General features: G+C 61.8%; 1 protein-coding gene and 1 pseudogene. Both read right to left on the minus strand.

All coding sequences use genetic code 11. The features are described from left to right. A pseudogene (locus ABB30_RS15450) lies at positions 1–312 on the minus strand (hypothetical protein); the annotation flags it as partial. A gap of 159 nt (positions 313–471) precedes the next feature. Next, a partial coding sequence (locus tag ABB30_RS15965) for a hypothetical protein (protein ID WP_083489932.1) occupies positions 472–709 on the minus strand: 238 nt, incomplete at its 5' end.

Below are 709 nucleotides of genomic sequence, written 5' to 3' on the forward strand. Positions count from 1 at the left end.
ACCCGGAATCTCGCGCAGCGCAAGCCCCGCCACACCGGGTGCCGTGTGATCCCCTATCCCTGATCCAAACAGCGCCGGCGTTGCGCCGCGAAGCCGGCCATCGCCGCCGAACACCAGCACTTGTGCAGCGGCTTTATCCATGATTGCGAACGGATAGCCCTGGTTGTCCTTGCTTGCGACAACCCAGCCAGCGAGTTCAATTACGGTGTCAGAGACTTCCTGGCCCGGCGGAAGCTCATCGACGGATGCCAGCGGTTGCGCGGGAGCATCCTGGGCGCTGGCCACGCCGCTACACGCGAACGCCAGCGCCACTACCAGCGCGCGATAAGTGGTTCTGATTGCAGGGTATGAGTAGGTACGGATGGGGCGCTTCCTTTGACTGCAGGCTGCGTTCTGAAAAGGAAACCAGTGGCCCGCAAAGGCCACCGGATCCTGATTCCAGGTATTCGGTGTGGCTTGTTACCAGAGCGACTAGCCGCGCGGAGTGCGGCGGGGTGCCCTTTCAAGCTGCTGTACACGGCCTTCAATCTGATCCAGCCGTTGGTTTGCCTGCTGTGCGGACTGATTGGCGGATTCGGCGCTCTGTGCGGCGCCCTGCACCTTCGTATCGAGTTGATCGAGGCGTGAGTTGATCCCTGCAAACTCCTCTTTGTACGTCGCGCAGGAAGCAAGACTCAGGGCAACGATTGCCACGCCGAGCCCACGAGAC

The organism is Stenotrophomonas ginsengisoli (assembly GCF_001431485.1).
GTDB lineage: Bacteria > Pseudomonadota > Gammaproteobacteria > Xanthomonadales > Xanthomonadaceae > Stenotrophomonas > Stenotrophomonas ginsengisoli.